Source organism: Caulobacter radicis (assembly GCF_003094615.1).
Taxonomy (GTDB): domain Bacteria; phylum Pseudomonadota; class Alphaproteobacteria; order Caulobacterales; family Caulobacteraceae; genus Caulobacter; species Caulobacter radicis.
In genome coordinates, this window is sequence record NZ_QDKO01000042.1 from 1 (window position 1) to 25560 (window position 25560).

Annotated in this window: 24 protein-coding genes; all 24 read left to right on the top strand. The window is 70.0% G+C overall.

The genetic code is table 11. The annotated features are described in order from the left end of the window. Positions 1-7999: calcium-binding protein (locus DDF62_RS21975; RefSeq protein ID WP_165832335.1), on the top strand; the 7999-nt coding region annotated here is incomplete at its 5' end. Positions 8000-8006: 7 nt separating this feature from the next. Beyond that, positions 8007-8582 (top strand): ankyrin repeat domain-containing protein, encoded by a 576-nt coding sequence (locus DDF62_RS21980; protein ID WP_165832336.1) that lies wholly within the window; start codon positions 8007-8009, stop codon positions 8580-8582. Between the two features lie 120 nt (positions 8583-8702). After that, entirely contained in the window at positions 8703-9050 is a 348-nt protein-coding gene (locus DDF62_RS21985; RefSeq protein WP_116491087.1) for a hypothetical protein, read from the top strand. A 104-nt stretch (positions 9051-9154) separates the two neighbouring features. Beyond that, positions 9155-9421, top strand: a complete 267-nt coding sequence (gene fliQ, locus DDF62_RS21990) for a flagellar biosynthesis protein FliQ (RefSeq protein WP_116491088.1) — start codon at positions 9155-9157, stop codon at positions 9419-9421. Positions 9422-9425: 4 nt separating this feature from the next. Further along, entirely contained in the window at positions 9426-10187 is a 762-nt protein-coding gene (locus DDF62_RS21995; RefSeq protein WP_116491089.1) for a flagellar biosynthetic protein FliR, read from the top strand. Position 10188: 1 nt separating this feature from the next. Then, positions 10189-11265, top strand: a complete 1077-nt coding sequence (locus DDF62_RS22000; protein WP_116491090.1) for an EscU/YscU/HrcU family type III secretion system export apparatus switch protein — start codon at positions 10189-10191, stop codon at positions 11263-11265. Positions 11266-11269: 4 nt separating this feature from the next. Beyond that, the gene (locus DDF62_RS22005) at positions 11270-13303 is read left to right on the top strand and encodes a flagellar biosynthesis protein FlhA (protein ID WP_116491091.1); all 2034 of its coding nucleotides are present in this window, start codon (positions 11270-11272) and stop codon (positions 13301-13303) included. Between the two features lie 103 nt (positions 13304-13406). Next, positions 13407-14096, top strand: coding sequence for a flagellar hook-basal body complex protein (locus DDF62_RS22010; RefSeq protein ID WP_116491092.1), 690 nt, complete (start codon positions 13407-13409; stop codon positions 14094-14096). Between the two features lie 3 nt (positions 14097-14099). Next, the gene (locus tag DDF62_RS22015) at positions 14100-14846 is read left to right on the top strand and encodes a flagellar hook-basal body protein (RefSeq protein ID WP_116491093.1); all 747 of its coding nucleotides are present in this window, start codon (positions 14100-14102) and stop codon (positions 14844-14846) included. After that, positions 14846-15535 (top strand): flagella basal body P-ring formation protein FlgA, encoded by a 690-nt coding sequence (locus DDF62_RS22020; RefSeq protein WP_116491094.1) that lies wholly within the window; start codon positions 14846-14848, stop codon positions 15533-15535. The genes DDF62_RS22015 and DDF62_RS22020 overlap by 1 nt, the downstream gene beginning before the upstream one ends. Continuing rightward, positions 15532-16128, top strand: coding sequence for a flagellar basal body L-ring protein FlgH (locus DDF62_RS22025; RefSeq protein ID WP_116491095.1), 597 nt, complete (start codon positions 15532-15534; stop codon positions 16126-16128). The genes DDF62_RS22020 and DDF62_RS22025 overlap by 4 nt, the downstream gene beginning before the upstream one ends. Further along, on the top strand, positions 16128-17261 hold the full coding sequence (locus DDF62_RS22030; RefSeq protein WP_116491096.1) for a flagellar basal body P-ring protein FlgI: 1134 nt from the start codon (positions 16128-16130) through the stop codon (positions 17259-17261). Before DDF62_RS22025 ends, DDF62_RS22030 begins: the two co-directional genes overlap by 1 nt. A gap of 8 nt (positions 17262-17269) precedes the next feature. Further along, positions 17270-17602, top strand: a complete 333-nt coding sequence (locus DDF62_RS22035) for a flagellar basal body rod protein FlgB (protein ID WP_116491097.1) — start codon at positions 17270-17272, stop codon at positions 17600-17602. A gap of 2 nt (positions 17603-17604) precedes the next feature. Continuing rightward, complete coding sequence (flgC, locus tag DDF62_RS22040; protein ID WP_116491098.1) at positions 17605-18027, top strand: flagellar basal body rod protein FlgC; 423 nt, start codon at positions 17605-17607, stop codon at positions 18025-18027. After that, positions 18027-18353 (top strand): flagellar hook-basal body complex protein FliE, encoded by a 327-nt coding sequence (fliE, locus tag DDF62_RS22045; RefSeq protein ID WP_116491099.1) that lies wholly within the window; start codon positions 18027-18029, stop codon positions 18351-18353. Before flgC ends, fliE begins: the two co-directional genes overlap by 1 nt. A gap of 50 nt (positions 18354-18403) precedes the next feature. Further along, on the top strand, positions 18404-19624 hold the full coding sequence (gene fliF, locus DDF62_RS22050; protein ID WP_116491100.1) for a flagellar basal-body MS-ring/collar protein FliF: 1221 nt from the start codon (positions 18404-18406) through the stop codon (positions 19622-19624). After that, complete coding sequence (locus tag DDF62_RS22055; RefSeq protein WP_116491101.1) at positions 19605-20003, top strand: hypothetical protein; 399 nt, start codon at positions 19605-19607, stop codon at positions 20001-20003. Before fliF ends, DDF62_RS22055 begins: the two co-directional genes overlap by 20 nt. Next, positions 20000-20698, top strand: a complete 699-nt coding sequence (locus tag DDF62_RS22060; protein ID WP_116491102.1) for a FliH/SctL family protein — start codon at positions 20000-20002, stop codon at positions 20696-20698. Before DDF62_RS22055 ends, DDF62_RS22060 begins: the two co-directional genes overlap by 4 nt. Beyond that, on the top strand, positions 20695-22008 hold the full coding sequence (locus DDF62_RS22065) for a FliI/YscN family ATPase (protein WP_116491103.1): 1314 nt from the start codon (positions 20695-20697) through the stop codon (positions 22006-22008). Before DDF62_RS22060 ends, DDF62_RS22065 begins: the two co-directional genes overlap by 4 nt. Next, a complete protein-coding gene (locus tag DDF62_RS22070; RefSeq protein WP_116491104.1) occupies positions 22008-22457 on the top strand; it encodes a hypothetical protein in 450 nt (149 codons plus the stop codon). The genes DDF62_RS22065 and DDF62_RS22070 overlap by 1 nt, the downstream gene beginning before the upstream one ends. Then, the gene (locus DDF62_RS22075; RefSeq protein WP_116491105.1) at positions 22454-23173 is read left to right on the top strand and encodes a hypothetical protein; all 720 of its coding nucleotides are present in this window, start codon (positions 22454-22456) and stop codon (positions 23171-23173) included. Before DDF62_RS22070 ends, DDF62_RS22075 begins: the two co-directional genes overlap by 4 nt. Then, a complete protein-coding gene (locus DDF62_RS22080; RefSeq protein ID WP_116491106.1) occupies positions 23154-23549 on the top strand; it encodes a flagellar hook assembly protein FlgD in 396 nt (131 codons plus the stop codon). The genes DDF62_RS22075 and DDF62_RS22080 overlap by 20 nt, the downstream gene beginning before the upstream one ends. An 11-nt stretch (positions 23550-23560) precedes the next feature. Continuing rightward, the gene (locus DDF62_RS22085) at positions 23561-24751 is read left to right on the top strand and encodes a flagellar hook protein FlgE (RefSeq protein WP_116491107.1); all 1191 of its coding nucleotides are present in this window, start codon (positions 23561-23563) and stop codon (positions 24749-24751) included. Then, a complete protein-coding gene (locus DDF62_RS22090; RefSeq protein WP_116491108.1) occupies positions 24748-25560 on the top strand; it encodes a FliM/FliN family flagellar motor C-terminal domain-containing protein in 813 nt (270 codons plus the stop codon). The genes DDF62_RS22085 and DDF62_RS22090 overlap by 4 nt, the downstream gene beginning before the upstream one ends.

Consider the following 25560-nt stretch of genomic DNA (forward strand, 5'->3'; position numbering starts at 1 on the left):
CCGCCTGCTGTCCAGCGGCGCCTCCGTCACCGAGGCCCAGGCCGTCCGCTACGACCTGGCCGGCCGGGCGGTCTTCCAGGCCAACGCCAGCCTCAACGGCGCCACCTGGACGGTCGGCGACGCCCGCCAGACCCAGTACAACGCCTTCGGCGAAGTGGTCGTGCAAGGCGTCAACGGCGGCGCCCAGCAGACCTACGCCTATGACGCCGCCGGGCGGGTCTGGCGCGATCTCGGCGACGACGGCGTCGCGCGCCTCCATGTCTACGACGCCGCCGGCAACCAGACCCTGACCCTCGCCTCCTCGGGCGCGGACCTGTCGGCTCTCAGCCTGGCGGACGCCCTGGCCCTGGCCACCGCCAACGGCGCCCACGCCGTCGGCGCGGCCCCCGTCGCCGGCCTGACCGCCACCATCACCACCTTCGACGCCCGCAACCAGGCCATCGCCACCCGCCAGCCCTTCCGCGAGACCAGCGCCGGCGTCTTCGCCGCCATCCAGACCCAGAGGGCCTACAACGCCTTCGGCGAGACCATCTCCCAGACCGACGCCCTCGGCGGCCAGAGCCTCTACACCTACAACACCCTGGGCAAGCTGCTGACCACCGCCCTGCCCACCGTCAACGTCACCGACGAGACCGGCGCCGTCCACGCCGTCTCACCCGCCACCACCAACTACTACGACGTCTCCGGCCGCCTCGTCGGCCTGCGCGACGCCAACGGCGCCCTAACCACAAGGCAACTCCTCGCCGGCAGCGGTTATGGCGACGATGCGGCCTTGGTGATCTCCGAGCGGCATGCCGACGGCGGCGTGGTCCAGACCGGCTACGACGTGTTCCGCGACGCCCGCACCAGCGTCAACGAGATCGGCGCAGTGGAGACCCGCACCTATGACGGCATGGGCCGCCTCGTCAGCCTGGCCCACGCCTCGACCTCCACGCCCCTGACCTTCAACGGCGCCACGGGCGCGGAAACCTTCGATATCCGCGGTCCGTCGATCATCAACGGCAACGGCGGCGCCGACACCTTCCTGGTCCGCACCGGCGTGGGATCGGTGGTGATCAACGCCTGGACCGGCCTGACCACCCCGGTCGGCATCCTGCAGTTCGAGCCGGGCGTCACGCTCTCCAGCGTGCTGCTCACCAGCGACTCCAGCGGCAACCTGATCATCGTCAACGCCCAGGGCGACCGCATCCAGGTCACCGGCCAGTTCGGCCGGGTCTATGGCGTCGGCCTGATCAGGTTCGGGGACGGAACCACGCTGGACCGCCAGCAGATCGCCCAGCTGGCGTTCACCGGTTCGGCCGGCAACCGCGCCTTCTACGGCACATCGGGGGCCGACACCTTCGACAGCCGCGGGGAGGCCTACTACATCCGAGGCGAGGGCGGCGCCGACACCTTCGTCTACAACGCCGGCTACGGCGACCTGGAGATCCAGCAGGTCTACGGAACGGACTCGGTCCTGCAGCTGGGCGCGGGCCTGGACCTGAGCAACCTGGTGTTCTCCAGCGACTACCTGAGCAACCTGATCATCACTGGCCCCAACGGCGAACGCATCCAGGTCGACAACCAGTTCGGCGGATCCAGCTGGGGCATAGGGCTGGTCCAGTTCGCCGACGGAACGACCCTGAACCGCCAGCAGCTGGTCAACCTGGCGACCACCGGCACGGCCAACACCCCCCGCCTCTACGGAACGTCGGGCGCCGACACCTTCGACAGCCATGGCCTGGCCTATTACGCCCAAGGCGGCGGCGGCCAGGACACCTTCATCTACAACGCCGGCTACGGCGCGCTGGAGATCAGCCAGATCTTCGGCTCCAACTCCATCGTGCAGTTCGGCGCCGGCATCACGATCGCCGGCCTGTCGTTCGCAGGCGACTCTAGCGGCAACCTGATCATCACCGGCGCCAACGGCGACCGGGTCAAGATCAGCAACCAGTTCTACGGCTCCAACTACGGCGTCGGCCTGCTGCAGTTCGCCGACGGCACGACGCTCGATCGCCAGCAGATGATCGACATCGCGACCAGCGGCACGGCCGCCAATCGCTATCTGTACGGCACCTCGGGCGCCGACACCTTCGACACCCACGGCCAGGCCCACTACATCCGGGGCAACGGCGGAGCCGACACCTTCCTATACAACGCCGGCTACGGCGCCCTGACCATCACCCAATATTCCGGGACTTCATCGGTCCTGCGGTTCGGCGCCGGCATCACCCTTTCGAGCCTGCGCTTCACCAAGACCAGCAGCGACCTGATCATCACCGGCCAGGCGGGCGACCGGATCGTCGTCGACTACCAGTACGCCAGCACCAGCTACGGGATCGGCTCGATCGAGTTCGCCGACGGCACGGTCCTCAGCCGCGAGCAGATCACGGCGGCCATCACGCCCTCCACGCCCAGCGGCGGGACCCTGTCGGGCACGGCCGCTTCCGAGACGCTGGACAGCGCGGGCTTCTACAGCCGCATCACCGGCGGCGGCGGAACCGACACCTACATCTACAACGCCGGCTATGGCGCGCTGGAGATCAACCAGTCGAACGGCTCCAACTCGGTGCTGCAACTAGGCGCGGGCATCACCCTGGCCGGCCTGGTGTTCACCGCCGACAGCAACGGCGGCCTGACCATCGCCGGCGCGGCGGGCGACCGGATCCAGCTCATCAACCAGTTCAGCAGCGGAACCTACTACGGCGTCGGGACCATCCTGTTCGCCGACGGGTCCACCCTGAACCGCCAGCAGATGCTCGACCTGGTGGTCAGCGGCTCGGCCGCCAACAGCAACATCTATGGCTCGTCGGGCAACGAGATCATCGACACCCATGGCCTGGCCGGCTTCGCCAACGGCCGCGGCGGAACCGACACCTTCGTCTACAACGTCGGCTACGGCGCCCTGGAGATCAACCAGGCCGGCGGAACCAACTCGGTGCTGCTGATGGGCGCGGGGTTCTCGGCGTCCAACCTGACCTTCTCGGCCGACAGCAACGGCATGCTGACCATCACCGCCGCCGGCGGCGACGAGATCCGGCTGGTCAACCAGTTCACCAGCGCCGACTACTACGGGGTCGGAACGCTCCAGTTCGCCGACGGCAGCACGCTGGGCCGCCAGCAGCTTCTCGACCTGGTGGTCACGGGGTCGGCCGCCAATCGCAATCTCCACGGCTCGACCGCGGCCCAGACCTTCGACACCCATGGCCTGGCCCACTACGTGAACGGCCGGGGCGGGGCGGACACCTTCATCTATGAGGCCGGCTACGGTCCGCTTGAGATCCAGCAGTCCTCCGGCGCCGGTTCGGTCCTGAAGTTCGGCCCCGGCTTCTCGCTCGCCAACCTGATCTTCTCCGCCGCCGACACCGCGCTGATCATCACCGGTCCCAACGGCGACCGGGTGCAGGTGACCAACCAGTTCCTGAGCGGCACCTACTACGGCGTCGACCTGGTCGAGTTCGACGACGGCTCGACGCTGAACCGCCAGCAGATGATCGACCTGATCGCCAGCGGCTCGTGGGCCAACCGGCGCATCTACGGCACCGCCGCCGCCGAGACCCTCGACACCCAGGGCCTGGCCCACTACGTGGCGGGCCGGGGCGGCGGCGACACCTATGTCTTCAACGCCGGCTATGGCGCGGTGGAGATCCGGGCCGACCAGGGCTCGGGCGTCAGCACCTCGGTGCTGCAACTGGGCCCCGGCATCACCGCCGCCGACCTCTACTTCACCGGCAGCGGCAGCAACCTGATCATCGCCTTCGGGATCGGCGACCGCATTCTCCTGACGAACCAGCTGATGGGAACGCAGTACGGCGTCAGCGAGATCCGCTTCGCCGACGGCAGCATCCTGAACCGCCAGCAGTTCATCGGCCTGTCGGGCTCGGCCCAGAGCCTCGTCGACAGCTACACCTATGACGGCCTGGGCCAGCGCATCCGCCACGCCAACTCGCAGCTGGGGACCACGGCCCTGGCCGAGCGCACCGATTACGACCTGAACGGCCGGGTGGTCTCGCAGATCGACTTCAACGGCTATGCGACCACCTACGCCTATGCCTATGACGCCTCGCTGGCCACCAGCGGCCTGGGCGTGTTCGGCGGCTGGATCCAGACGACCACCAACGCCGCGGGCCTGACCTCCAGCACCAGGACCGACTATTTCGACCGGTTGGCCGGAGAGACCGACTTCGGCGGCCACGTCACGAACCTGACCTACGATGCGGCCGGCCGCCTGGTCCAGAAGACCAACAGCGTCGGCCAGGACCTGCGCTACACTTACTTCAACACCGGCGCCCTGGCCTCCGAGGTCAACCTGAACTTCGGCGCCGGCGGATCGCAGTCGACGCAGTCCTACGGCTATGACGCCGCCGGCCGGCGCACCCGGGAAACCACCCTCGTCACCTACACCGGCTATGACGAGGAGGGCCTGGCCTATCAGTGGACGCGGTCCCTGCAGGACGCGTCGGTGACCTATGACGCGCTCGGCCGCACCACCCGCTTCATCGACAGCGGCGAGGACGGCGCCAACCCGGTCGACATCAACTACGAGTACGACGCCAACAACAATGTCCGGCTGATCGCCTCGACCTATCGCGACCTGGTGTCCAGCGCGCTGACCAACAGGGAACAGTGGTTCCGCTACGACAGCATGAACCGCTTCGTGACCACCGGCGGCGCCCTGCTCGACGCCCAGGGCGCGGTCACCCAGGTGCGCGGCGCGGCCGGCAACACCATCGGCCGCGGCGAGACGGGCGTCGACCTGACCTACGACGCCGCGGGACGGCGCAAGTCGGCCGTCTCGACCGGCAACAACGAGACCTACGCCTATACGGCCAGCGGCTATCTCTCGACCGTCTTCATCAACGGCGCCCTTCGCGTGCGCAACGTCCGCGACAGCATGGGCCGCCTGACCATGCACACCGAGTACGGCGCGGACGGCAAGATCGCCTACAGCGAGGAGTCGACCTACGACGCCGGCTCGCAGGTGATCCTGTCCCAGACCTCGACCCTGCAGTCCGACGGCGCGATCATCACCGCCAACACCACCTACGACTACCGGGCCGATGTCGGCGGCGGCGTCTATACCGGCGGCTACATGGGCGGGATGGTGGTGCACAGCCGCACGACCTCCAGCCAGATCAAGTCGGGCCAGACCACCGCCCAGCCGACCAGCGACACCGTCAACACCTATGTCTGGTGGGACGGCCCCCAGCAGAACACCATCACCATCCGGCCCGACATCACCAAGTCGGCGGTCAACACCTCGACCTTCACCTACGACACCAGCGGCAACGTGGTCTCGGTGGGTATCCAGGACGGCCGTCCACGCACGGTGAACTACGTCACCAACGCCGCTGGCCAGGTCATCTCGCGCAAGGAAGCCAGCGCCGCCTCGGCCAACCCGGTCGAGTACTACTACCGCTTCAACAACATCCAGCGGGCCAACATCGGCAACGACGGCCCCAACGGAAAGACCAACTACGCCGCCTCGATCGCCCAGCGCTCGTCGGGGGCCCAGAGCACGGCCTTCCAGGGCGGCGCGGCGACCTCCTACGCCGACATGGACCAGCAGTACGACCCGCTGAACGCCAACTCCCTGGCCGAGGCCGAGGGCGCGCCGACCTACACGGTCGTACAGGGCGACACCCTGCAGTCGATCGCCGCCAGCGTCTGGGGCGACGCCAGCCTGTGGTACCTGATCGCCAACTTCAACGGCCTGACCGGCGCCGACACCCTGGTCCAGGGCGCGCGGCTGCAACTGCCGGCCCAGGTCACCAACATCCACCACAGCAGCGACACCTTCCAGGCCTACGACCCGACCCGGGCGCTGGGCTCGGTCGCGCCCGACCAGGTGGCGCCGACCCGCAAGGGCAAGGGCTGCGGGGTCATCGGCAGCATCCTGGCCGCGGTCGTGGCCATCGTGGTGACGATCGTGACCTACCCCATCCTGCATGCCGGCTCGGCGGCGCTCGGGATGAAGGCCGGCGCGGCCACGGCCGCCGCTCTGGCCGGCAGCGCCGCCATCGGCAGCGCCGCGGGACAGCTGACGGCGATGGCCACGGGCGTCCAGGACAAGTTCAGCTGGAAGGCGGTCGGCAAGGCCGCCCTCACCGCCATGGTCGCCGGCGACCCGAAGGGCACCATCCTGGAGCAGATGCTCAAGGCCGCGGCGTCCAACGTGGTCAGCCAGGGCGTGGCGGTGGCCACCGGCCTGCAGGACAAGTTCAGCTGGACCGACGTGGCGGTCAGCGCGGTGATGGCCGGCGCCGACGGCGTGGTCGGCCAGGCCCTTGGCAAGGCCAATTGGGTCCCCGCGCCCAAGCTCCTCAAGCCAGCCCTGACCGGCACGGCCGCGGCGATCGCCGGGGCCGGGGCGCGCAGCCTGATCGACGGCTCGGACTTCGGCGACAACATCAACGCCCTGCTGCCCAGCGTGGTCGGCAGCACGATCGGCCGGGCCATCGCCGGCAGGATCGGAGGCGGCGCATCCGCTTCCGAGCAAGCCTCGAGCAACGACAGCCCCGCGCCTCCGCAAGTCAGCAGCGGCGGCGGGACGGGCATTCCCGGGCTCTATCGCGATGACAACGGCAACTTAATCGACGAGCTCGACGGGATCCGCTTCTTCATCGCGCCCGGCGAGCCGGTGGGCGGCGGCGGCGGAAGCAGCGGTGGCGGCTCGTCGGCCCCGCCCAGCCTGTGGGAGCGCGCCCGGGGCGCCATCGGCCGCTTCCTGAAGGATCCGCTAGGGAGCATCACCGGGGCGATCAACTACGCCGCGAAGTCCGTGCGCACGAGCCTGGACTATCGTCCGCCGGCCGCTTCGGCGTCCGCCGGCGGCGACGGCCCGACCCTCCTCGACGAGGTGATCGTCGTCGGCAAGAGGCTCCACAAGCAATTCTCCGACGGCTATTCGGGCTCGGTGGCGTTCGCCAACAACGTCTTCGACCTGGCCGCCGCCAAGGTGAAATCCGACGTCCAGTCCAAGGTCTACCTGGCCACGGCGCTTCCGAGCTACGCCCTCTACAGCGCCGGGAACGGCTTCGAGCGGGCCGGCATGCCCGGCTTCGGCGCGGCGCTGAAGAAGCAGGCCGTCATGAACTCCAACCTGGCTCTCGGCGCGGCCGACTCGGCGGTCGACCTGGTGACCAGCACGGTCAAGACCGTGGCTGTCGTGGGCGTCAACGCCAGTCCGCTGGGCGTCGCCAACGGGATGCTGCAGGACGCCACCGGCCTGAGCCTGCCGGGTCCCAACATCCGCACGCTCACCGATCCGATCGCGCAACGGGCCAGCGACTATATCTCGGGCCGGCGTGACCTGGTGGCCGACGTCAAGTCCGCGGTCGGCGCCGAGGTCAGCCAGCTGCGCGCCATCGGCGCCGACCTCGCCAGCGACGACCTCAACCGCGTGGCCGCCGGGAGCTACGCCGCCGGCGACAAGATCGTCGACTACGGCGTCTCCCTCTATCCCGGTGGGGCCGGGATCAAGGGCCTGCAGGGCATGCGGGCCATGGCGCTGGGTGGGCGCGCCATAACGGCCGAGGCCCTGGCGTTGCAAGGCGCGGCCTCGCCGGTACGAGCCGGCGTGCTGGCCAATATCGAAGCCAGCCAGGCCGCGCGACTGTCGAGCAACTTCGGCCGCCATGGCGAACTGGAAGGCGCGCTGATGCGCGGCCTTGAGCTTGGGGGCGGTAACCGGGCGTATCGTGGCATATTGAACGAAACCGTCGGACCGATCCCGCAGGGCATGTTCGATCCGCACGCACACCACATACTGCTCAAGCAGGGCCAGCCGTCGCAACGCGCGCTTGTGCTGGAGGGTCAGTCGATCCTAAGAGAAGTGGGCATTCACCCGGAGTTTGGGCCTCAGAACCTCACATGGGCTCCAAACCGTGTGGCTGGTCAGCACTCAACGGCAGCGCTCAGGCCCTTGGTTGAAGATCTTGGCGCGGTGCGTGGGTCGCGAGCGGATGTCGAGGCCATCTTGCGCTATCATGGCGAACTTGCCACCCAGCGACACAAGTGAGACCAACTTGGAACAGGTTCGCTTCAACCCGAAGATCTCCGCCGCGATAAGAGATAGAAATATCTCCGCTCTTCGCGACCTGTTCGCGGAAGATCCTGGCCAGGTAAGCGCGTTCACGCCATTCGCGGGCGGCGCCTGGCTGCATTACGCGTCACGGGAAGGTAATGCCGAAGCCGTAAGGCTGCTGCTCTCGCTCGGAGCCGACGTGAACAAGGGCGACAGTCGGGAAGGGCGCGGGGCGCTTTGCGACGCCTGCCTGGGCGGACACGCCGATATCGTGGCGATACTGCTATCCGCCGGAGCCCGGATAGATACGTCCACCTCGGTCAGAAATCCTCTTTTCTCATCGATCGTCGCCAACAGCCTGCCATCAGCGGTGGCCTTGCTCGATCACGGCATGGACACGAAGGTCTCCTATGACGGTCCCTTCATGAAGAACATGGACGCCGTCTCGTTCGCCATGGAACGCGGCTCCACGGAGATCGCCGAGGAAATTTCCCGCAGGCAGGCCGAAGGCGACCCGGAACTCGCCCAACGCATACTCGAAAACGCGCGCGCCACGGCCCAGATCAACAACGCCTAGCGCCCTCCCCACCCGGCAAGCCAGCCCCACGGCTATCGCGGTTCCGAGCGGCGGGTTTGCGCCCGCCTTCAACTCCGCTAAGGCTGGCTGGGCATCACTCGCCCTGGACGCCAAGCGCTCGTGGATCCCATCTCCAACATCGACGGCCTCGTGGCCCTGCTGCGCCGACGACTGCAGGCGCGGTCGGCCGGAACGGCGGGCAAGGCGCGGACGACACGCTCCACGACGCGGGACGCCGCCACGATCGAGAGCGTCTACGCCCTGGCGGCCGTGCGCGACGTCGACGACCGGCAGCTGAGCCGCGCGCTGATCGAGGCCGTGCTGGCCGAAGGCTTCGGAAGCGAGCTTCTGAACGAGGCCAAGTTCCAGCAGGTGGTCGAGCGCGTGGTCGAGACCCTCCAGGGCGAGCCCAACTCGGCCGCGCTGCTGAAAAGGGCGGTCCAGGACCTGCGATCCGGCGCGCGCTAGCCTCGGTTGCAGACCGGCCCCAACTAACTCGTCCATTCGTTGCGATCGCCTCTTGTTCGTAACGTCCGCTTGTGGGAGGTCAGGCTCGCGGGCGGGTGAGTACGATGAGCGCCGATCAGGCTCTGGAATTGATGAAGCTGCTGTTCTGGAACAGCGCCGTGGTTTCCGCCCCGGTCCTGATCGCGGCCCTGCTGGTCGGCCTGGTCGTCAGCGTGCTGCAGGTGGCCACCCAGCTTCAGGAAGCCACGCTCAGCTACGTGCCCAAGCTGATCGTCTCGGTGCTGGTGCTGATGGCGCTGGGCGGCTGGATGATGAGCCGCATCACCAGCTTCGCCACCCATCTGATCCAGATGATCCCCTCGCTCGTCTGAGGCCATGGCGTTCGAAACCCTGACCTCGTGGGTGGTGACCAGCCTGCTCCTGAGCCTGCGGATCGGCCCTGTCTTCGCCATGGCGCCGCCGTTCACCCTCACGCGCACCCCGCCGGTCTTCCGCGTGTTCCTGGGCCTTGGCCTGGCCGGCCTCCTGACCTCGTCCCTGCCCCAGGAGCAATGGGCCGCCGCCTTCGGGGCCGGCGACCTGCTGGCGACCGCGGCGCGCGAGCTGCTGCTGGGCGCGATCTTCGTCCTGGCGTTCCAGGTGATGTTCGCCGGCCTCTACCTGGCCGGCCGGACCGTGGACATCCAGGCCGGCTTCGGCCTGGCGATGCTGATCGATCCCACCACCCGCGGGCAGACGCCGCTGGTCGGCACGCTGCTGGCCTACGCCGCGGGCGCGGTGTTCTTCGCCATGGACGGCCACGCCGAGCTGCTGCGCCTGCTGCGGGCCTCGGTCGAGGCGATCCCCCTGGGAACGGGCCACGCGCCCCAGAGCCTGCGGCCGCTGACCGCCTTCATGTCGGTGGTGTTCATGACCAGCTTCGGCGTGGTCGCCACGGCGGTCCTGACCCTGTTCATCGCCGATGTCGCCATCGCCCTGATGGCGCGGACCATGCCGCAGATGAACGTCCTGATCCTGGGCCTGCAGGTGAAGACCCTGCTTCTGCTGCTGGTGCTGCCGATCATGATCGGTTCGGTGGGCGCCCTGCTCGCGCGGCTGGCGATCGTGACGCTCGAAGCCATTCCGGGCCTGCTCTAGGATGGAGAACACCGAACAGAACCGCTCGGAGAAGCCCACCCCCTTCAAGCTGAAGAAGGCGCGGGAAAAGGGAAGCGTCGCGCGGAGCATGGACCTCAGCTTCCTGACCGGCTCGTTCGCCCTGCTGGCCTATCTGTGGATCAGCGGCGACACGGTGTGGTCCCAGCTCACGCGCGCGGCCGCGCACGCCCTGGTCGCCGCGCCGAACGTCTCGGCCAGCCGCCACGAGATCCTGATCGTCACCGCCGGCGTCCTGACCTCGATGTTCCGCCCCCTGACGCTTCTGTGCGCGACCATCTTCCTGGTCGTGGGCGTGTTCGAGTTGGTGCAGACCGGCCTGGTCTTCTCCACCCAGCCCCTGAAGCCGGACTTCTCGCGCCTCAGCCCCGCCAAGGGCTTCAAGCGGGTGTTCTCGGTGCGCACCCTGATCGAGACGGCCAAGACGATCCTGAAGTTCGGCGTCTACGCCACGCTCGTCGCCGTGATCGTGCAGGCCGCCTGGGCCGTGGACGGCCCCGCCGCGACCGACGCCGCCCGCCTGGCCCAGGCGATGGGCGGGACCAGCTTCCGGCTGCTGATGTTCTTCGTCGGCGGCGCCCTGGTCTTCGCCCTCCTGGATCAGTGGCTGGTCCGCCGCGAGTTCCTCAAGCAGATGCGGATGAGCCGCCGCGAGTTGCGCCGCGAGTCCCGCGACCGCGAGGGCGAGCCGCGCATCAAGCAGCGGCGCAGGCAGCTGCACGGTGAATTCGTCAAGATGAGCCAGAGCCTGCGCAACATGCGCGGGGCCGACGTGCTGCTGACCAACCCGACCCACTTCGCCGTGGCGCTGCGCTACGACCCGGGCAGCATGGAGGCGCCGATCGTCGTCTCGCTGGGCGCCCACCAGTTCGCCCAGCGCCTCAAGGCGGTGGCCTTCAGCTACGGCGTGCCGATCGTGCCCGATCCGCCGCTCGCCCGGGCCCTCTACCGCAGCTGCCAGCTACGGCAGGCCGTGCCGCCCGACTACTACGGCCCCGTCTCCAGGATCTACATGACGCTGCGCGAGCGCCGGCGTGAACACCCCGCCAGGGAACCATAGTGCCATGATCCAGCGTCTCATCAGCAAGAACAAGGACCTCTATCTGGTCGGCGGGGTGGTGGCGATCCTGCTCATCCTGTTCACGCCCATTCCGGCGGCGCTGCTGGACCTGTTCATCATCACCAACTTCTCGCTCGGCCTGACGATCCTGCTGCTGACCTTCTACGTCGCCAAGCCGGTGTCGTTCTCGACCTTTCCGTCGCTGCTCCTGGTGGCGACGCTCTACCGCCTGGCGCTGAACGTCGCGGCCACGCGGCTGATCCTGACCCAGGGCCATGCCGGCCAGGTGATCGACGCGGTCGGCTCCTTCGCCGTCCAGGGCAGCTACGTCGTCGGCCTGGTGGTGTTCTTCATCCTGGTCGTCGTCCAGTACGTGGTGGTGACCTCGGGCGCCCAGCGCGTCTCGGAAGTCGCCGCCCGCTTCGTGCTCGACTCCGTGCCCGGCCAGCAGATGAGCATCGACGCCGACCTCAACATGGGCCTGATCGACCAGCACGAGGCCAAGCGCCGCCGCAAGGAGCTGGAGAAGGAAGCGGCCTTCTACGGCGCCATGGACGGGGCCAGCAAATTCGTCAAAGGCGACGCCGTCGCCGGCGTGATCATCCTGCTGATCAACATCTTCGCCGGCTGGTTCATCGGCGTGGCGCAGATGGGCATGGACTGGGGCGAGGCCCTGAAGACCTTCACCCTGCTGACGATCGGCGACGGCATCGTCACCCAGGTGCCGGCCCTGATCATCTCGGTGGCCACCGGCATCATCGTCACGCGTTCATCCGCCGACGGACAGTTGAGCGGCGAGGTGTTCAACCAGCTCTCGTCGATCCCCAAGATCCCGCTGATCGTCCTGGGCGCCCTGCTGGTCCTGCTGGCCCTGCCCGGCATGCCCAAGTGGCCGATCCTGATCCTGATCGCCGTGCTCGGCGCCGTCTGGTTCGCCACGCGCAAGAAGCCCCAGGACGACGACCTGATGGGCGCCAGCATAGACGCGCCCGCCGACGAGGCCGGCGCCGGTGAAAATCGCGCGCCCCCGCCGGTCGAGGTCCTGCTCGGCCGCGAGCTGGGCCAGCAGTGGCAGGCCATGAAGCCCCTGCTCAGCGACCGGATCACCACCCTGCGCCGCCAGCAGGAGAAGGCCACCGGCTTTGCGTTCCCCGCCGTGCTCTTCCAGGACGGCGCGCATCTGGATCCCAACGCCTACGAGATCGTGCTGTCGGGCTCTCGCCACGCGCACGGCAAGCTCTATCCCCAGCAGACCCTGGCGATCGGAACAGGACCGGCCAAGCCGCCCCTCACCGGGCTGGAGACGCGGGATCCGGCCTTCGGCCTGCCCGGCGTCTGGATCGATTCCGAGCAGCGCGACCACGCCCAGGACTCCGGCTACACCCTGGTCGACCCCGTCACGGTGCTGATGACCCACCTGGGCGAGGTGATGCGCGTGGAAGCCCCGTCGCTGCTGACGCGCGCCGAGGTCGTTCAGATGCTGGAAGGCGTCCGCACCCGCCAGCCCGGCCTCATCGAGGAACTGGTCCCGGCCCTGATGACCGTGTCGGACATCCAGCGGATCCTTCAGAACCTGCTGGCCGAAAGCGTCTCGATCCGCAATGTCGACCTGATCGCCGAGGCCCTGGTCGACGTGGCCCGCGCCACCAAGGACCACGCCGAGCTGACCGAACTGGTGCGCCAGAAGCTGAGCCACGGCATCTGCCATGACCTGCGCGGCGCCCACGAGCAGCTCGCGGTGCTCAGCCTCAGCCCCCGCGTCGAGGCCCAGATCGCCGAGAGCGTGCGCCGCAGCGACGGCAAGAGCGGCCTGGTGATCGAACCCCGGCTGGCCGAGCAGCTCATGCGCAAGCTGGTGCCCATGGTCGACGCGATGATGCAGCAGAACCTGGCGCCCGTGCTGCTGTGCGGCCACGAAGTTCGCCGCCATCTGCGCACCTTCACCCGCCGCGCCGCGCCCCGACTGTCGATCGTATCGGTCAACGAGATACCGCATACGATCGACCTGCGATCATTCGACGTCATTAACCTTGAGTGACGGTTTCAGCTTTTCTGCAAAATCGACAGTTGAGTGAAAAATTTCGCAATAAAATCTACGATTGAAGCTTCCTCAGGTTGAGGCCTTTTGCTAGCCATGACCTATGGGGCAGTACATCGATTATGTGTCGAGCATACTTGGGCAGTCGGAGCGTCGAGCCGAACTGGCCGCCCAGAATCTCGCGAACCTGACCACCCCCGGCTATAAGCGCCGCATCGATTTCGCCACCCTGGTGGGGCCGCAGGCGCGCCTGCAGACGCTGACCGGATCGGACTTTTCGGCCGGCAAGCCGGTGGTGACGGAAAACCCCTACGACCTCAGCCTGGGCGCCGAGGGCTTCTTCGCGGTCCGCAAGGACGACGCGGTGCTCTACACCCGGCAGGGCCAGTTCAAGCGCACCGAGGACGGCCGGCTGCTGACCGTCCAGGGCCACGCCCTGCAACTTCAGGGCGGCGGCGACGTGGTCGTGCAAGGCGCCTCCGTGAAGATCACGACCGACGGCGTCATCCTCGACGACGACCAGCCCGTCGGGCGCCTGGCGATCGTCGACAGCCCCGATCGCTCGAAGTTCGCCCGCGCCGAGGCCGGCCTGTTTTCCGCGCCGACCGAGACCCTCGCCGAGGTGGAGAACCCGGTCGTGCGCCAGGGCGTGCTCGAGTCGTCCAACGTCAGCAGCGGCGACGAGATGGTGGCCCTCATGGAGGCGCTGCGCCGCGCCGAAAGCGGCCAGAGGCTGGCCAATGTCTACGACGATCTGATGGGCCGGGCGATCACCACATTTGGGCAGGTCTAGAGCATGAACGGGGCATTCTACATCGCCGCCACCGGGCTTCGGGCCCAGCAGGGCGCGCTCGACGTCACCGCCAACAACATCGCCAACCTGAACACCTCCGGGTTCAAGCGCGCGTCCGTGCGGTTCTCCGAAATGGTCGCTTCGGGCCAGGCGACGGTCGAAGGCGTCCAGCCTTCGGGCGTGGCCTCCAGCGGCGCCGAGCGCGTCTTCACCCAAGGCGACCTGCGCGAGACCGGCGGGTCCATGGACCTGGCGATCCGCGGCGACGGCTTCATCGAACTGATGGCCCCTTCCGGCCGCAGCGTGCTCTGGCGCGGGGGCGCCCTGAAGGTCGGCGAGGACGGCTTTCTCGCCGCCGCCAACGGCATGTCGCTGCGCGGGATGATCGCGGTCCCGACCGGGGCGCAGGATCTGCTGATCAGCGCGGACGGCCGGGTAAGCGCTATCTTCGACGATGAGACCCGCAACGAGATCGGGCGCATCGACCTGACGATGGTGCGCGACTCCGCGGCCCTCTCGGCCATCGGCGAGGGCCTCTACGAGCTGACCGACGGCGCCCGGGCGACCACGCTCGCCGCCGGCGAGGATGGCGCGGGCCTTCTGGTCCAGGGCTCGGTCGAAGCCTCCAACGTGCAGATCTCCGACGAGATGGTGACGCTGCTGCTGACCCAGCGGGCCTATGCGGCCAACGCCCAGGTCGTGCAGGCCGGCGACCAGCTGATGGCGATCGCCAACGGCCTGAAACGCTAGTGCCCCTCGCCTGGAGCCTTCTCGCCGCGGCGACGCCGCCGGCGCTGGGTACGCCCGCCCCCGCGCCGCGCCAGGTGGAAGTAACGGACTCGATCGTCAGGCTGAGCGACGTGGCCGACCTGTCGGACCTTCGTCCCGATCTTCGCGCGCGGGCCGCCGCGACGCCGATCCTGGCCCTGCGCCCCGGGGCGACGGCGACGCTGACCCCCGAACAGATCCGCGCCTACGGACGCAGGCGCATGCCCCTGCTGGCCCAGTGGCGTCCGGGCGAAACCACCAAGGTCGTGGTGCGCCGGACGGCCCCGCCGCCGGCTGCCGCCTCGACGCCGGTCGCGTGCGTGCGGCCGCTCCAGGCGATCGATCCCGATCAGGTGCTTACCGCCGAAGACTTCGCCGACGTCGACTGCGGAACCGTTTCCGCGCCACGGGCGGCCTGGCGCTATGACCGCGCGGCCAAGACCCTGCGCGCCGATCGCGCCCTGGCGACGACCGACGTGCTCGCGGCGCCGCCGGCGGCCATGCTCGCCGCCGTGCGCCCCGGCCAGAGCGTCCGCGTCACCGCCCGCCTCGGCGCCGTCACGATCGAGCGCGCCGCCGAGGCGGTGCAGCCCGCGCGCGCCGGCCAGCCGCTCTTCGTCAAGGCGGGCGGCCGGATCTTCGCCGTCCCCGCCGTGGAGCAAGACCAATGAGCGTCGTCCCGACCGCGACACGCGCCGCCGTCGCGGCGCTGGCCGTGGCGATCACGCCGATCGGCCCGGCGCTCGCCTCGGATCTCTACAAGCCGAGCAACTGGTCGGCCATGGCCTCCGATCGCCAGGCCGAACAGGTCGGCGACACCCTCACCGTGGTGATCTACGAAAGCTCGAGCGCGACCAACAGCGCCCAGACCGGCTCGCGCAAGAACCACCGCGTGTCCGGCGACGCCCGGTCCGGAAGCACCGGCGGCAAGAGCGCCCAGCTGAACCTGGGCGGCGAGTACGAGGGCTCGGGCCAGACCGGCCGCTCGGGCAAGCTGCTGGCCCAGATCAGCGTCACCGTCGACGCCGTCCTGCCCAACGGCGACCTGCACGTCGCCGGCGAGCAGGTGCTCAACATCAACGGCGACCGCACCTTCATCCGCCTGAAGGGCCGCGCGCGGCGCAACGACATCTCGCGCGACAACGCCATCGTCTCGTCGCGCCTGGCCGACGTGATGATCGACTATGACGGCTCGGGCTTCGTGGCCCGCAGCGGCAAGCCCGGGGCGGCCGCGCGCATCTTCAACTGGCTGGGCCTGCTGTGATGCGCCGCCCGCTCGCCCTCGTCGCCGCCGTCCTCGCCCTGGCCTCGGTCGCCGCGCCCGCCCTCGCCGAAGAGGTCCGCGTCAAGGACATCGGCCGCTTCCAGGGCTGGCGAGACAACGCCCTGGTCGGCTACGGCGTGGTGATCGGCCTGTCGGGCTCGGGGGACTCGCCGCGCAGCGAAGTCACCCGCCAGGCCCTGAAGAACGTTCTGGGACGCCTGGGCGTCAACGTGTCGCCCGACCAGGTGCAGAGCCGCAACGTCGCCGCCGTGATGGTGACCGCCACCCTGCCGCCGTCGGCCAATATCGGCGACCGCATCGACGTCACCGTCTCGTCGATCGGCGACGCCCGCAGCCTGGTGGGCGGCACCCTGCTGATGACCCCGCTCGTGGGGCCCGACCAGCGCAGCTACGCCCTGGCCCAGGGGCAGCTGGTCATCGGCGGCTACCGCTTCGACGCCGACCTCAATCGCCAGCAGAAGAACTACCCGACCTCGGGGGTCATGCCCGGGGGCGCCACCGTCGAGGCCGCCGTCGACGCCCACCTGCTGGGCCCGGATGGCGCGCTGACCTTCATCCTCAAGGATCCGGACTTCACGACCGCCGAGCGCGTCGCCGACGCCATCAACCTGGCCCTCGGCGGCGGCGTGGCCTCGGTGCGCGACGCCGACGCCGTGTCGATCGCCGCGCAGGCCGACCGCGCCCGCCTCTACCGGCTGATCGCGCGGATCGAGAACGTCAGGGTCAATCCCGACGCCCAGGCCCGGGTGGTGATCAACGAGCGGTCGGGCACGGTGGTGGCCGGCGGCGGGGTGCGGATCTCCAGCGTGGTGATCTCGCAAGGCGACGTGCGGGTCTCGGTGACCGCCGAGAACCAGGCCTCCCAGCCGATCTACGGCTACGCCTATGGCGGCGTCGGCGGCGAGGACGGCGGGGTCCGCAGCCTGATCGTCACCAACACCAAGCTCGAGGTGACCGAGTCCAAGGACGCCGTCGTGCAGTTCCCCGACACCACGGTCGCCGACCTGGTGCAGGGCCTGACCCGCGCTCACGTCGATACGCGCTCCACCATCGCCATCCTCCAGGCCATCAAGGCGGCCGGAGCCCTGCACGCCGATATCCTGGTCCAGTAAGGCCCCCCATGAGTTCCTTTTCCAGCATCGTCGCACTGAAGGCCCTGGACGGGCTGACCAGCCGCTCGGTCGTCACCGCCGAGAACATCGCCAACGCCGGAACGGCCAACTACCGCCCCCGGCGGGTGAGCTTCGAGCAGGCCCTGGCAACCGCCGCCGGCCAGGGCGCGCGGGCCGTGGCCGCCGTCGAGCCGTCCATCCAGGCCTCGAACGACCTCCAGGTCCGACTGGACCTCGAAATGTCGACCGCCAGCAGCACCCAGCTGCGCTACGCGGCGCTGATCGAGGTGCTGAACCGGCAGGCCCAGCTGCGGGCCCTGTCGATCAAGGGGAGCCTCTGACCATGCAGTCGATGGAAATCAGCCGCACCGGGCTGGACGTCGAGTGGCGGCGCCTCGAGGTCATCGCCGAGAACCTGGCCAACGCCAACACCGCCCGCACGGCGACCGGCGAGCCCTATCGGGCGATGCGCCTGGTCTCGGGGCCCCGGCAGGGCTTCGCCGACATGCTGAAGTCCGGCGAGACCGCCGCCGCCGGCGGCGTGATGGTCTATGGTGTCGAGCCGATCAACGCCCCGCCCCGCCGGGTCTACGAGCCCGCCAATCCGCAGGCCGACACGGACGGCTTCGTCTCCTATCCCGGCTATGACCACGCCGGCGAGATGACGCTGCTGCTGAAGACCTCGAGGGCCTACGAGGCCAACCTCGTCGCGCTGGGCGCGGCGCGGCAGATGTACGCCAAGGCCATGGAACTGGGACGTCGCTGATGAGCATCCTGCCGATCCAGGCCCTGGACGCCGCCGCGGTCGATCCCGCGCTCGCCCGCGCCGTCCAGCCGACGACGATCCCGACCGCCGCCGCGCGCGCGCCCGAGGCCTCGTTCAGCCGCCTGCTGGCCGAGGGCGTCGACGGCGTCAACGACAAGCTGATCGCCGCCGAGGACATGGCCACGGCCTTCGCCCTCGACGACAGCGTGCCGCTGCACCAGGTCACCTACGCGCTGGAAGAGGCCCGGTTGTCGTTCGAGCTGGCCCTGCAGGTCCGCGCGCGGCTGGTGGAGGCCTACCAGGAACTCTCGAGAATGCAGCTCTAGACCCGCGATGACGCGCGCCGCTCTCTTCCTTCCCCGGACTTCGTCCTAGCATGACGCCGCTCGAACAGTTCCGCACCGCTTCCCCGTCCCGCCAGATCGCCATCGTCGCGGCCGGCGTGGTGGTGCTGTGCGCCGTCTTCTTCGCCGTCTACTGGCTGGCGCTCCGCAAGCCCTATGACGTGCTGTTCACCAACCTGCGCGACATGGACGCGGCCACCATCGTCGGCGAGCTCGACAAGCAGAAGGTCCCCTACAAGCTGGCCGATCACGGGGCCACGATCCTGGTGCCGCAGGACCAGGTCGACAGCGTGCGCCTGGACGTCATGAGCCAGGACCTGCCGCTGAAGGGCATGGTCGGCTTCGAGCTGTTCAACAAGTCCGACATGGGGCTGACCGAGTTCGCCCAGAAGATCAATTACCAGCGGGCCCTGCAGGGCGAGCTGGCCCGCACGATCATGACCCTGGACGGGATCGAGACCGCGCGCGTCCACCTGTCGCTGGCCGAGCAGACGATCTTCCGCGGCGACCGCCAGCCGGCCAAGGCCTCGGTGACCCTGGCCCCGCGCACCGGCCAGGTCCTGTCGCCGGCCACGGTGCGCGGCGTCCAGCGCCTGGTCGCCGCCGCCGTCTCCGACCTCAAGGCCGCCGACGTCGTCGTCCTCGACGGCGAGGGCCAGATCGTCAGCCCCGAACCCTCCGCCCGCCTCGACGCCGTGTCGACGGGCCCGGAAGCCGACCTCACGGCCCGCGTGCGGGGCGCCCTGTCCAACCTGCTGCCCGACGGCCGCTTCCAGGTGCTGGTCCTGGCCGGCAGGACCATCGTGCCGGACGCCCAGACCGCGCCAGGCGCGCGTTCGGGGGTCCGCGTCGACGTCACGCTGGAAGCCCCGGCCAGCCCTGAGCTCCAGCAACGCGCCAAGGCCCTGGCCGAGGCGGCGATCGGCGCCGATCCGGCCGCGGGCGACCTGGTGACCGTCACCACGTCGGACCAGCCGCTGGCGCCGGTCGCGGCCGAACCGACGACGCCGGCCATCGCCCCCGCCATCCCACCGACCGCGCCGGCTACCGCGCCACCGCGATCGGAGACCCCGTTCGGCGGCGTCGCGCCGGTCTATGCCGGCGTGCTGCTGGTCGCCCTGCTGGCCGTGGCCTTCCTGCTCCAGGCCCGTCGCCCCGGCCGCCGCCTGAACGCGCGCGAAAAGGAAGCCTACGCCCGTCGCCTCAAGGCCCTGCTCGACGAAAGGGACGCCGTTGCCAGCCCCCGCGCCTGACCGCGCCCTGCGCAAGCTGGTCGCCGAGCTGGCCCAGGCCACGCCCGAGGACGTGCTGGGCGTGCTGGACCAGCTGCCGCCGGCCCATCGCGACGAGGTCAGCGCCCTGCTCGCGGCCTATGACGGCGCCCCCGCGCAAGGCGTACGTCCACAGGCGGTCGAGCCGGCCGTATCCGCGGGCCTGTCGCCCTGGCTGGCGGCGCGGGCCAGGGGCGCCGGCGGCGACCTCGCCTTTTCCATGACCCCCACCGCGACGGCGGCCTTGCGCGAGTGCGTTCCGACGCCCGGCGTCCAGCCCCCCTCGCGCGCGTCCGCGCCGACGCCCGCGCGGGCCAACGGTGTCGACACCCTGCTGGCTCGCCTTCGGGGGCGGCGATGAGCATCATCAAGTCCTCGCAATCCGATCAGGTCGCGCGGGCTGTCCGCCCGCTGTCCGCGCCCCGGTCGGCGACGCCGGTCGATCCCCGGCTGGCGAGCCTGTCCGAGGCGGCCGACCAGGCCCGCGCCGAGGCGGCCGCCCTCGCCGCCGAGCTGGCCGATCGCGACGCTCATATCAAACGCCTGGACCAGGCGCTGGCCGAAGCGGTCGAGCAGGCCCGCGCCGAGGGCCGCCAGGCCGGGCTGCGGGAGGCCGAGGACGACGCCGCCGGCCGGCTGGCCCGACTGGACAAAACCCTCGAGGCCGCCCTGAACCGCTTCGCCGTCGAGACCGACGACATGGAGCGCCTGGCCCTGGCCCTGGCCGCCGAGGCCCTGCGCAAGATGATCGGCGACCCCGAAGCCCATCGCGACCTGCTGGAGCGGACGATCCGCCACCATGTCGATGCGGTCGTCGGCGGAACGGTGATCGAGGTGGTGGTTTCCCGCGACGACTTCGCCGACCCCGAGGCCCTCGCGCGCCTGGCCGCCGGCGTCGACCGCTCCGAACTGAAGCTGGTCGCCTCTCCCGACCTGGCCTCGGGCGACTGCCAGCTGCGTCTCAAGCTCGGCGCCCTGGAGATCGGCGTCGCCCGCCAGTGGGAGCGCCTGGACACGCTGTTCGCCGATCTCGGGGCGCGGAGCGCCGCCGAATGATGCAGCACGCCTTCCTCGATGCGGTTCGGGCGGTCGACCTGGTGACCCGCACCGGGCGCGTGCGCCGGATCCGTTCCACCTACATCGAGGCCGACGGGCCCAACCTGCCGATGGGCGGGCTCTGCGAGATCGAGACCACGGCCAAAGGCCGCGCCAGCCTGGCCGAGGTGGTCGGCGTCAACGAGGACAGCATCGTCCTGGCCCCGTTCGACGGGGCCGCGGCCACCTTCTCTGGCGCGCGGGTGACGGCGCTCGCCCAATCCGACGGCGCGCCGGTCGGCGACGCCTTCCTCGGCCGGGCGGTCGACGCGCTGGCCCGCCCCATCGACGGCGGCGCAGCCGTGGCCGCCACCGCGCATGGGCCCCTCGACGGCGAAGTCGCCGCGCCGATGCAGCGCACCTCGCCCAAGCGGGTGTTCGAGACCGGCGTGCGCGCCATCGACGGCCTTCTGACCCTGGCCCGAGGCCAGCGGGTCGGCATCTTCGCCGCCGCCGGCGTCGGCAAGACCACCCTGATGACCCAGATCGCGCGGCAGGTCGGCGTCGATCGCTGCGTCATCTGCCTGGTCGGCGAGCGCGGCCGCGAGGTCGAGGCGTTCTGGCGCGGCCTGCCCGCCCAGGCCAGGGCGCGCTCGACCCTGGTGGCCGCGACCTCGGATCAAAGCGCCGCCATGCGGGCTCGCGCCGGCCGCTACGCCCTGGCCCTGGCCGAGCACTGGCGCGCCCAGGGACACGACGTCCTGCTGTTCATCGACTCGGCCACCCGCCTGGCCATGGCGCTGCGCGAGATCGGGCTGGCCGCCGGCGAGCCGCCGACCATCCGCGCCTATACGCCCAGCGTGTTCGCCGCCCTTCCCAGGATCGTGGAGCGCTGCGGCGCCGTGGCCGGCGGCGGCTCGATCACCGCGATCATGACGGTGCTCAGCGAGACCAACGACATCGACGACCCGATCGCCGAGATGATGAAGTCGCTGCTCGACGGCCACATCCTGCTGTCGCGCGACCTGGCCGAACAGGGCCGCTACCCCGCGATCGACGTACCGCGCAGCATCAGCCGCCTGGCCGGCGCCGTGGCCGAGCCCGCCGCCCGCGCCGCGGCGATGAAGGCCGTCGAGGCGCTCAGCACCTACGAGTCCTCGCGCACCCTGATCGAGACCGGCATGTATGTCCGCGGAGCCAACGCCGACATCGACCGGGCGCTCGAACTGCGTCCGGCCCTGCTCGACTATCTGCGGCAGGCCGAGGACGAGCGCACGCCCTGCTTGGCCGCCTGGGAACGGCTGGCCTCCCTGATCGGCGCGAGGACCTGATGGCCCGTAGCGATCACCTCGAACGCCTCCGCCAGATCAACCGCGTGCGCGCCCTGCAGAGCCAGGTCGCGCAGGCCGCCGCCGCCCGCGCCGCCGCCGAGCTGGAAGAGGCCCGCGCCCGCCGCGATCGCGGCGACGAACGCCTGGCCCAGAACCACGAGCATTGGGCCGCCGCCCTGGCCGCGCCGTCGATGGCGCTCGAAGTCGTCAGCGCCTGGGGCGTCTCCATCGACGCCGCGCGCGCCGAACTGGGCGTCCTGGAGACGCGACTTGCCGACGTCGGCGACCTGGCCGACGGCCGCGCGAAGGCCCTGCGCCTGGCCCAGGCGCGGGAACGCCAGGCCGAACAGGTCGAACGCTCGGCCACGCGCCGGGCCCGGCGCGCCCGTGAGGAGGCCCAGCTGGCCGAGGTCGCCGACCGGACGACGCAGAGGACCGTGGGCCGATGAAGGTCGCCGCCGCCCCCCCTCCTCCGCCGCCGCCCAGGCTCCCGGCCACGCCGCGCGCCGACATGCCTACGGGCGCGTTCGAGGCGCTGCTGCGCGGCGACGACCAGCCGCGCGGTTTTGCCGACCTGGGCATGTTCGGCCGCCGTCCCGAGGTCGTCGCGGTCCCCGACGCCGGGCCCCGCCCCGAAGCCACGCTCGATCCGGTCGCTCCCGCCAGCGAGGTCGAGGCCATACTGGCCGCGGCGACCTCTCCGACGGCGCAGGCCGGGACCGCGCAGCCGCCGGCCCGCCTGATTCAAGGCCTGGCCGCGATCGTCCTGGCCGAAGCCGGGCGGCCCTCCCCTGCCCCGACGCCGGGACCGATCATGCTGACCGTCCACGCCAACGGCCCGGTCGAGGTCTTCACCCACCAGGCGGCCTCCCCCGGCGAAGGCGCCGAAGCCACTCAGGCCCCGCCCGAGCCCCCCGCGCCCGACACCCAGGCCCCGACAGGATCCAGCCTCAGCCTGATCATCGCCGACCAGGCGGACGGGCTGCGCGTGGCCATCGGCGGCCTGTCCCTGCCGCCGTCGGCGCAGGACCGCCTGCGCCGCAAGATCATCGAATTGGCCAGCGAACTGGGCCTGGCCCTGTCGGAGATCTCGCTGAACGGCGAGACCCTGCCCCCCGCCTTCCCCCTGCACCTTGGAGACGTTGATGGCGACCGAGGCCGTTAGTTCCGTGAACTCGTCGGCCGCCTACGGCCTCGATTTCCAGTCCCTGCTGAAGATCATCCTGACCCAGCTGACCTACCAGGACCCGCTGAAGCCGGTGGACAACTTCCAATTCGTCTCCCAGCTGGCGCAGTTCTCGCAGCTCCAGCAGAGCCAGACGCTCAACGACCAGATCACCAGCCTGCTGTCGGCCCAGGCGGCCAACCAGGCGGTCAGCCTGCTGGGCCGCACGGTCGACGTCCTCAACGGCGTGTCGACCCAGTCCGGCGTCGTCCAGTCGGTGTCGTTCAGCAGCGGCCAGCCGATGGCGACGATCAAGACCGCCGAGGGCGTCATCGTCTCCAACATCTCGATCGCCGACATCACCCAGGTCCGTTAGGAGCCCGACCAATGCTTGGATCCATCTACGTCGGACTGAGCGGCATGAACGCCTTCTCCAAAGGCCTTCAGACCATCAGCAACAACGTCGCCAACATGAACACGCTCGGCTTCAAGACCACCCGGGCCAGCTTCGCCGACTCGTTCAACAGCGGCGGCGGCTGGCTGGGCTCGGCCAGCGGCCTGGCCTATGCGCAGAGCGGCACGGGCGTCCATGTCGCCGCGCCACAGGTCGACTTCAAGCAGGGCGAGCTGCGCGCCTCGACCGGCCAGCTCGACCTTGCGATCGACGGCGGCGGCTTCCTGATGCTGCTCGAGGGGTCGCAGACCTACTATACGCGCACCGGCCGGTTCGTGGTCGGCGACACCGGCTACATCACCCTTTCCGACACCGAGCGCCGGCTGGCCGTGATCGGCGCCGACGGCAAGCCCGCCGCGCTCGACATCGACGGCGACAGCGTCGACCCGCCGGCGGCGTCCACCAAGATCGTTTTCTCCGGCAACATCTCCTCGACCGCGACCGAGGCCAGCGTTTCCAGCATCAACGTCTATGACTCCACCGGCGCCAAGCAGGTCTGGCAGGTCAAGCTGACGCCCGTGACCTCGGCCACGGGCCAATGGACGGCGACGGTGACGAACCAGGCCGGCAAGACCATGGGGACCTCCACGATCAAGTTCATCGGCGGCGTCATCGACTCGGCCAGCGCCACCATGACCATCACCGACGCACCGACCGGGGCCGACCCGCTTTCGGTCGTGCTAGACTTCTCCAAGGGCGTCACGTCCTACTCGTCCGGCACGGTTTCCTCGCTGCGGGTGGACTCGGTGGACGGCTCGGCCTCCGGGGCCTTGAGCGAGGTCGGCGTGGACGCCGACGGCAAGATCAAGCTGACCTACGACAACGGCGAGACCAAGCTGCTGGGCGCGGTCGCCATGGTCGACTTCCGCGACCCCGACAAGCTCAAGCAGATCGGCGACGGCCTGTTCGAATACGCCGGCTCCAACGCGCCCTATGTGACCAGCAGCGGCGCGGCCGGCGTCGGCAAGCTGGTGTCCAAGCAGCTGGAAGCCTCGAACGTCGACCTGTCGGCCGAGTTCGGCGAGCTGATCCTGATCCAGCGCGGCTTCCAGGCCGCCTCGCAGGTGGTCAGCATCTCCAACGACATGATCCAGCAGCTGTTCGGCGTCCGGGGCCAGGGGTGAGTTCCAGGACCCGCCCCTGGGCGCCCCCGGGCGCCGCGTCGGACGCCCGTATCCTCGCCCGCACGCGCGAGGCCGTCGACGCCTGGGCGGCGCGCTGGCTTGGCCGGCGCCGCCTGGTCGCTTCCGGCTGGCGCGTCGCGGCCGTCTCCGATCGCGCCGCGCCGCAGGACGGCGACTGGCGCGCCTCCCGCGGCGCCGTGGCCGTCCACTGCCCCGCCCGCGGCAAGACCCGCCTGCTGGAGTGGGCCCTGGACGTCAGCTTCGACCGCGACCAGCCGAGCGAGGCCGACCTCAAGGTCCTCGACGCCTTCCTGGGCAGGGCGCTGGACGACCTGGCGGGCGCGCTTGACGACATGCTGGGCGTCGCCGGCAAGGCCGCCGACGACAGGGGCGCCGACGACAGGGGCGCCGACGACAGGGACGCCGACGACAGGGACGAACGGCAGAGCCTCGACCTGGCCGACGCCAACGGCGTGAAGCTGCTGTCGCTGACGGTGCCGCTTTGCGCCTTCGTGGCGCTGCGCAAGGCCCTGGCCGGCGCGCCCGCCCCGCGACGCGCGCCCCTGGTCCCGATACTGACCGCGGCGGCCGACGCCGAGATCAGGCTGGACGTGGTGCTGGGCCGGGCCCGGGCCGGGCTGGCCGACGTGCGCAATCTGGCGGCCGGCGACGTCCTCGTCCTGGCCACGCCGCTGGCCGGCGAAATCCTGCTGGCCGCCCCCAGCGGCGCCGTCGCGGCGACCCGGCTCGTCGAGCATGAAGGTCGACGCGCCCTCACCCTGAAGTCCATCGTAAAAGAGCGTGTTTGA

Excerpts from the sequence above, each read along its gene's own strand:
- fliQ (WP_116491088.1), top strand. The coding sequence starts at position 9,155 with ATGAGCGCCGATCAGGCTCTGGAATTGATGAAGCTGCTGTTCTGGAAC.
- DDF62_RS21995 (WP_116491089.1), top strand. The coding sequence starts at position 9,426 with ATGGCGTTCGAAACCCTGACCTCGTGGGTGGTGACCAGCCTGCTCCTG.
- DDF62_RS22000 (WP_116491090.1), top strand. The coding sequence starts at position 10,189 with ATGGAGAACACCGAACAGAACCGCTCGGAGAAGCCCACCCCCTTCAAG.
- DDF62_RS22005 (WP_116491091.1), top strand. The coding sequence starts at position 11,270 with ATGATCCAGCGTCTCATCAGCAAGAACAAGGACCTCTATCTGGTCGGC.
- DDF62_RS22010 (WP_116491092.1), top strand. The coding sequence starts at position 13,407 with ATGGGGCAGTACATCGATTATGTGTCGAGCATACTTGGGCAGTCGGAG.
- DDF62_RS22015 (WP_116491093.1), top strand. The coding sequence starts at position 14,100 with ATGAACGGGGCATTCTACATCGCCGCCACCGGGCTTCGGGCCCAGCAG.
- DDF62_RS22025 (WP_116491095.1), top strand. The coding sequence starts at position 15,532 with ATGAGCGTCGTCCCGACCGCGACACGCGCCGCCGTCGCGGCGCTGGCC.
- DDF62_RS22030 (WP_116491096.1), top strand. The coding sequence starts at position 16,128 with ATGCGCCGCCCGCTCGCCCTCGTCGCCGCCGTCCTCGCCCTGGCCTCG.
- DDF62_RS22035 (WP_116491097.1), top strand. The coding sequence starts at position 17,270 with ATGAGTTCCTTTTCCAGCATCGTCGCACTGAAGGCCCTGGACGGGCTG.
- flgC (WP_116491098.1), top strand. The coding sequence starts at position 17,605 with ATGCAGTCGATGGAAATCAGCCGCACCGGGCTGGACGTCGAGTGGCGG.
- fliE (WP_116491099.1), top strand. The coding sequence starts at position 18,027 with ATGAGCATCCTGCCGATCCAGGCCCTGGACGCCGCCGCGGTCGATCCC.
- fliF (WP_116491100.1), top strand. The coding sequence starts at position 18,404 with ATGACGCCGCTCGAACAGTTCCGCACCGCTTCCCCGTCCCGCCAGATC.
- DDF62_RS22060 (WP_116491102.1), top strand. The coding sequence starts at position 20,000 with ATGAGCATCATCAAGTCCTCGCAATCCGATCAGGTCGCGCGGGCTGTC.
- DDF62_RS22065 (WP_116491103.1), top strand. The coding sequence starts at position 20,695 with ATGATGCAGCACGCCTTCCTCGATGCGGTTCGGGCGGTCGACCTGGTG.
- DDF62_RS22070 (WP_116491104.1), top strand. The coding sequence starts at position 22,008 with ATGGCCCGTAGCGATCACCTCGAACGCCTCCGCCAGATCAACCGCGTG.
- DDF62_RS22075 (WP_116491105.1), top strand. The coding sequence starts at position 22,454 with ATGAAGGTCGCCGCCGCCCCCCCTCCTCCGCCGCCGCCCAGGCTCCCG.
- DDF62_RS22080 (WP_116491106.1), top strand. The coding sequence starts at position 23,154 with ATGGCGACCGAGGCCGTTAGTTCCGTGAACTCGTCGGCCGCCTACGGC.
- DDF62_RS22085 (WP_116491107.1), top strand. The coding sequence starts at position 23,561 with ATGCTTGGATCCATCTACGTCGGACTGAGCGGCATGAACGCCTTCTCC.